This is a genomic window from Sphingomonas bacterium (assembly GCF_903644055.1).
In the GTDB taxonomy this organism is placed as follows: domain Bacteria; phylum Pseudomonadota; class Alphaproteobacteria; order Sphingomonadales; family Sphingomonadaceae; genus Sphingomonas_I.
Window position 1 is genome coordinate 1 of sequence record NZ_CAHJXD010000158.1, and the last position, 5855, is coordinate 5855.

The following is a 5855-nucleotide window of genomic DNA, read 5'->3' on the forward strand; positions in this document are numbered from 1 at the left end:
CTTTGTCATAGGGCTCGGCGGTGATGGCGGCGGGGCGCGGGGCGGGCTTGCCGACCAAGGCGGCATAAGTGGCGGCGACGCGCGCATAGATGCCGGCCACCGCGCGGCGATAGGGCTCGTCGGCGCGCGCCTGCGATTCGTCGTGCGACTTTTCGGCGAGCGCCTCGACCTCGGCCGTGACCGGCGCCAGCTCGCTGGAAATCGAAAGCTCGGCGCCGAGCGCGTGGAGCAGATCGCAATAATGGCTGAGCACCGCCTCGGCCGACTGGCCGAGCGCCAGCCGCAGCGAATCGGCGGTGACGTTGGGATTGCCGTCGCGATCGCCACCGATCCAGGAGCCCACGCGCAGAAAGCTCTTGGGGCGATGGCCGAGCAGCCGCTCCCACTGCGCGTAAAGCGCGGGCAGCACCGGCATCAAGATATCGCGCAGATAGGACAGCGCGGTGCCGACCTCGTCGGCGACGTACAGCCGCTCCCGGCGCAGCGGACGCGTCTGCCAAAGCAAGGCGATCTGGCGGACCAGCGCCTCGTCGATCACGTCGCCTTCCGGCGTGACGCCGGCGCCGCCGTCGCGCAGCCGCATCAGATCGGCGATGCGATTGCGGTGATCGATCATGCTTTTGCGCCGCACTTCGGTGGGGTGCGCAGTGAGCACGGGGACGATCAGCCCGCGATCGAGGAGCGCCGAGACCGCCGCTTTGTCCCCCACGCGATCGATCGCGGCGGCGAGATCGGCCTCGGGATCGGCGGCGACGCCCTGGCGATCCTCGGCGAGGTTGGCGAGCATCGAGAAGAGCATGAATCCACGCGTGAAGGCGAGCGTGTCGTCCAGGCCGAGCGCCTGGAGCCCGCTGTCCGTCTCTCCCTCGACGCCGCGCGCGCGATCGACCGAGGCCGAGCGAATATATTCGATCCGCCGGAACAACGTATCGCCGCCATAAGCGCGGATCACGTCGCCGAGAAGCTTGCCCAGATAGCGGATGTCGGGATTCTGCGTGATCGCGGGCGCTTCGATGTCGGCCATGGGGCAATGCTGCGCCGCAGCGGACGCGAGGTCAATCGGCTTGGCGATCGGTCGGCGGCTATCGAGGCATGGCGGGCCTCGGCGATCGATTCGAGACACCCAGCACCCGCCTGATGGCAGACACTATAAGTTGGCCCCAATATTTCCAGAGACGAGTGCGATAGGCACGCCGTTGCGGCGCCAGCCTGATCGCGCTGGCCTGCATCCTCACCGCACCGCGCAGGTCGCCAATACGCGCGAGGGCTTTGGCCTGCCAGACCCGAAGGTGCGCCAATTCGGGTGCCAGAGCGATCGCATCGGCCATTTGCCCGATCGCGTCTTCGTTTCGGCCAGCGGCAACGAATGCTTCGGCCAGGAAATAGAGATAGTGCGGATCGGTGCGCCGGGTAAGCTGCACGGCCTCGTTCAGGACGGCTATGGCCTCGTCGTGTCGATCCGCCCGCGACAAGATCGTGCCCAGGGCCTGCAGCGCGATGGCGCTGCCCGGCGCCTTCGCTCGCGCGCGCTCGGCCAGGTCTATCGCGAGCGCGATGCGCCTTGGATGTTGCGCCAACGCCAGGTGGCTGAGATAGACCGAACTCTCGCGTCGTCTGCTTCTCGCCAGACCCAGGAAGCCGGCCGCATCAAAGTGATCTTCGCGCAAGGCGGCGACCAGCGGACGGAGCAGGTTGATCTCGTTCAGAAAGGTCGCGACCGGGTGGCCCGCATGACGCAGCGGCACCAATGTGCAAGCGGTCTGGCTCGCGATGAGCGCGGCGTGTCGCCGGTCTTGGCCCAAGGGATCGAACAACAGGATTCCGGGCGTTCCGAAACGGAGCACGTCTTCGAGCGCGGGCAACCAGCGTATGCGATGCCCGTCGTCAAACCAGCGCCGCTCCCACGGCACCACTTCAGGATCATTGCTATACTGTGGTGACAGCGCGAGCGCCACATGCGCGCCCACGGCCGCGCCGCAGCGAAGCGCGGCGTAGCCACCCATGCTGGAACCATAGGTGATTATTCGGGTGGCGGACCGCAGATGCTCGCGAACCGCCGCCAGCGCCAACGGCAGATCATCATATTGATACCAGTCATTGCCGCGCCCGAGCAGATGTATCGCCGAGCATCCCTCGCCCAACAGGAAGGCTTCGCCAAAAGCCGGACGGTCGAGCCCCGTCGCGTTGACATAATTGTCGAAGGTCACGACCCATGTAGCCGTGCTCTCGCCCGGAACCGCCCGGGCGAGCAGGTTGGTGGATCGATAGATGCAGTCTGCCACCGTTCGATAACTCACGACACTCGTGGCGGATGCTGGCAGACTGCACGAAACGGCCGCGTCGACGCACGGCCAACCGGCACTGGCTTAACCAATCATCCCCTCCGGCTGTTCATCAGCGGCTGGATGCGCGTCCCGAAATTCTCCACGCCTTCCACGAAGTCGTCGAAGGTCAGCAGTACGCCGCCGGTGTTGGGCACCTCGGCCATCTCGTCCAGCATCCGCGCGACGCTTGCGTAGCTGCCGACCAAAGTGCCCATGTTGATGTTGACCGCGCCTTCGGGAGCCGCGAGCTGTCGGACGTTGGTGTCGGCGTTGACCGTGTCCCTCGCGCCCTGTTCGGCGAGCCAGGCGATCGCATCCATGTCGACGCCGTCGTTATAGTTCCGCCACTTGGCCATCGCCGCCTCGTCGGTTTCATCGGCGATCACCATCACCAGCACGAACATCGAGACATCGCGGCCCGTCACCGCGGTCGCCTTGGCGAGGCGCTCGTTGTTGAACGCGAAGGCTTTCGGCGTGTTGATGCCCTTGCCGAGGCAGAAGGCGTAATCCGCCCATTCGGCGGAGAAAGCCAGGCCGGCATCCGACGATCCCGCGCAGATGATCTTCATCTCGCCCTCGGGCTGGGGGCGGACGCGGCAATCCTCCATCCGGTAATAGCTGCCCTTATAATCGGAGACGCCGGTCTCCCACAGCTCGCGCAGGATACGGGCATATTCCCCAAGCACCTGATAGCGGTTGCGGAAATGCTCGTCGCCGGGCCAGATCCCCATCTGGGTATATTCGGGCGGCTGCCAGCCGGTGATCAGGTTGAGTCCGAAGCGGCCATGGCTGATCGAATCGATCGTGTTGCACATCCGCGCCGCGAAGGCCGGCGGGATGACGAGCGTCGGGCAGGTCGCGTAAATCTTGATCTTCTCCGTGACGGCGGCGAGGCCCGCCATCAAGGTGAAGCTCTCCAGGCCATATTCCCAGAACTCGGTCTCGCCGCCGAAGCCGCGCAGCTTGATCATCGAAAGCAGGAAATCGAGACCGTGCTTCTCGGCGCGGAGCGCGATCTCCTTGTTGAGATCGAAGCTCGGCAGATATTGCGGGGCGTTCTTCGAAATCAGCCAGCCATTGTTGTTGATGGGTACGAAGACACCGACCTGCACGGGACTCAGCTCCCGAGATATTCGAGGACGAGGGCGTTGAAGCCCTCCGGATCGGTGACGTTGCAGGCATGGCCGCCCCACGCCATCCGCCGCGCGGTGGCGTTGGGCAACCGCTCGGCAAGCACGTCCGCGCACGATGGCGGGACGAGCGCATCGTCGGCGGCGCTCAGCACCAGCGTCGGCGCCGCGATCTGATCGAGCAGCAGCGATATGTCGAAGGCCCGCAGCGCGGCGATCCGCGCTTCCAGCGTCGCGACGGCGGGAAAGGCCGCGACGTGGCCATCCTCCTCGCTATCGAGCTGAACCGTATGGCGGCTGCTCCAATCGGCGGGGTAGAGGAAGATCGGCTGGGCCTTGACATAAGCGCGCACGCCGCTGTCGCGCAGCAGGGCGAGCCGCGCATCGAAGCAGCGCGCGAAATGCGGATCGGGTGCCGCCCAGCCGTTGACCATCACCAGCTTGCCCAGCCGGTCGGGCGCCCTGGCGGCGAGCGTCAGCCCGGCGACCGCGCCGAGCGCATGGCCGACGATATGCGCCGAGCCGACCTCCACGGCATCGAGCACGGCGAGCATGTCGGCGGCGAAATCGCTGACCGTGACCGTCTCGGGCAGCGCGCGATCGGAACGGCCGGTGCCGCGATGATCATAGGTGATGACGCGGTAGTGCTGGCGAAGCGCTTCGATATTGGGTGCCCAATAGTGCGCGGAGCCGCCAAGACCCGAAGAGAGCAACAGCGCGGGGGCGGTAGTGGCGCCTTCGGCTTCCCAATAGAGGCCGGAGGTCAGCGGCATGCAGTTTCTCCCCCGGAAAGGTAGGGAGACCGTCGCGCGGCGATGGTGGAGGGGTGTCGTGCCACGGGAAAGGCGAAACCCCTCCGTCGCGCTTCGCGCGCCACTTCCCCCGCCGGGGGAGGACCTCCCACCCGCCTCATCCGATGTGCGCCACGCTGGCGATCTCGACGAGGCAGTCGGGTTTCACCAGCTCGCACTTGATGCAGTAGCGCGCCGGCTTCGCGCCCGGGAAATATTCGGCGTAGACCTGATTGAACGCGGCATAATCGCCGAGGTCCTTGAGGAAGATGTGGTTCATCGCGACGTCCGCCAGCGTAGCACCCGCCGCCTCCAGCGTCGTCTTGATCACCTCCAGCACATGGCGCGTCTGCGCTGCGGCATCGCCGACATGCAGCACCGCACCGCCCTCGCCCAGCGCCAGCACGCCCGAGACATAGACTGTGTTTCCCGCCTTCGCCCCCGCCGAGTAAGGCGCGATCGGGGTGGGGAATTGCGGGGGGTTGATCGCTTCGAAAGGCATCGTGATCCTTCTCTAAATGTCCGCTGGCCGGGCTTCCATCTGCCCGAAGCTGCCTCGGAAATCGGCGGTGGTGGAGACCCAGCCGAAGAACTTCTCCACATTGTAGACCGTCGCCTCCTGCATCATCGGCGGTCCCAGGTGATGCGTCGCATCCTCCAGCATCACGCCGAAATATTCGAGGTGGAAGCCGTCGCGCAGCGTGCTTTCGACGCAGACGTTGGTGGCGATGCCGACGAAGACGATCGTGCGGATGCCGCGCGCGCGCAGCACGCTATCGAGCTGCGAATTGAAGAAGGCCGAATAGCGGGTCTTGTGGAGCGAAATGTCGCCCGGCTGGGGGGCGAGCGCATCGACCAGAGCATAATCCCAGCCACCCCGCGCGAGCAATTGTCCCGCGAGATCGGGAACGTTGCGCATATGCTTGAGCGCGTTCGATTTGTGCCAGTTGGGCGAGGCGCCCGGCGTGCCCGCCTCGACATAATCGGGATCCCAGCCGTTCTGGAGATAGATGACCTGCACGCCAGCCGCCCGCGCGGTTTCCAGCACGTCCGCGATCTTCTCGATCGTCCCCGCCGCGCCCGCGATGTCGAAGCCCGCGAGATCGACATAGCCGCCGGGCGAGGCATAGGCGTTCTGCATGTCGATCACGACGACCGCGGTCTCGTCGGCGGCGACGCGGATCGGCTCGGGGCGCGCGGGGAGCGTCACCATGCGCCGCGCGGACGATCCCCCGACCTCGACTATACCCGCTTCCGCCATCGTCGCTCCGTTGCACGCGAAGCGCCGGACTGTGGCGCAGCGGGGCGACGGGATCAAGCTCGGCAGGAGCAAGCGCGGGAACGATCGGCCGATCGCAGCGCTTTGCCGCCGATCAATCGGAGACCTTCATGTCCTACATTCCCGCCAAGAAGATGCACCACGCCCATGCCGAGCCCGGCGAATTCGATGCCGAAGCGGGCAAGATCATCCCGCTGAAGCCGGCTGCACCGGCGAAGCCGCCGCGCAGCGCGGCGATGGGCTGGGTGCTGGGCGCGGCCGGCGCCGGGATCGCGGCGGTTGCGATCGGCGCGCTGTTGTCGCTGCGCGCGTCGAGCGCCAAGACGCCGCA

General features: G+C 66.2%; 7 protein-coding genes. 1 reads left to right on the forward strand and 6 read right to left on the reverse strand.

Translation table 11 applies throughout. The features are described from left to right. From HUU94_RS06900 to rutB, 6 genes are all read right to left on the reverse strand, one after another. Nucleotides 1–1024 (reverse strand): phosphoenolpyruvate carboxylase (locus tag HUU94_RS06900; RefSeq protein ID WP_174274362.1); only part of this gene is annotated, 1024 nt, incomplete at its 3' end. A 58-nt stretch (nucleotides 1025–1082) separates the two neighbouring features. Next, nucleotides 1083–2207 (reverse strand): alpha/beta hydrolase, encoded by a 1125-nt coding sequence (locus tag HUU94_RS06905; RefSeq protein ID WP_174274363.1) that lies wholly within the window; start codon nucleotides 2205–2207, stop codon nucleotides 1083–1085. Between the two features lie 167 nt (nucleotides 2208–2374). Then, nucleotides 2375–3436, reverse strand: a complete 1062-nt coding sequence (gene rutA / locus HUU94_RS06910; RefSeq protein ID WP_174274364.1) for a pyrimidine utilization protein A — start codon at nucleotides 3434–3436, stop codon at nucleotides 2375–2377. Nucleotides 3437–3441: 5 nt separating this feature from the next. Then, the gene (gene rutD / locus HUU94_RS06915; RefSeq protein WP_174274365.1) at nucleotides 3442–4227 is read right to left on the reverse strand and encodes a pyrimidine utilization protein D; all 786 of its coding nucleotides are present in this window, start codon (nucleotides 4225–4227) and stop codon (nucleotides 3442–3444) included. Between the two features lie 136 nt (nucleotides 4228–4363). Continuing rightward, nucleotides 4364–4747 (reverse strand): pyrimidine utilization protein C, encoded by a 384-nt coding sequence (rutC, locus tag HUU94_RS06920; protein ID WP_174274366.1) that lies wholly within the window; start codon nucleotides 4745–4747, stop codon nucleotides 4364–4366. A 12-nt stretch (nucleotides 4748–4759) separates the two neighbouring features. Further along, nucleotides 4760–5506 (reverse strand): pyrimidine utilization protein B, encoded by a 747-nt coding sequence (rutB, locus tag HUU94_RS06925; protein ID WP_302480185.1) that lies wholly within the window; start codon nucleotides 5504–5506, stop codon nucleotides 4760–4762. Between the two features lie 128 nt (nucleotides 5507–5634). On the opposite strand from rutB, the gene HUU94_RS06930 reads away from it, so the two are divergent. Continuing rightward, the coding region (locus tag HUU94_RS06930) for a hypothetical protein (protein WP_174274367.1) at nucleotides 5635–5855 on the forward strand (221 nt) is incomplete at its 3' end.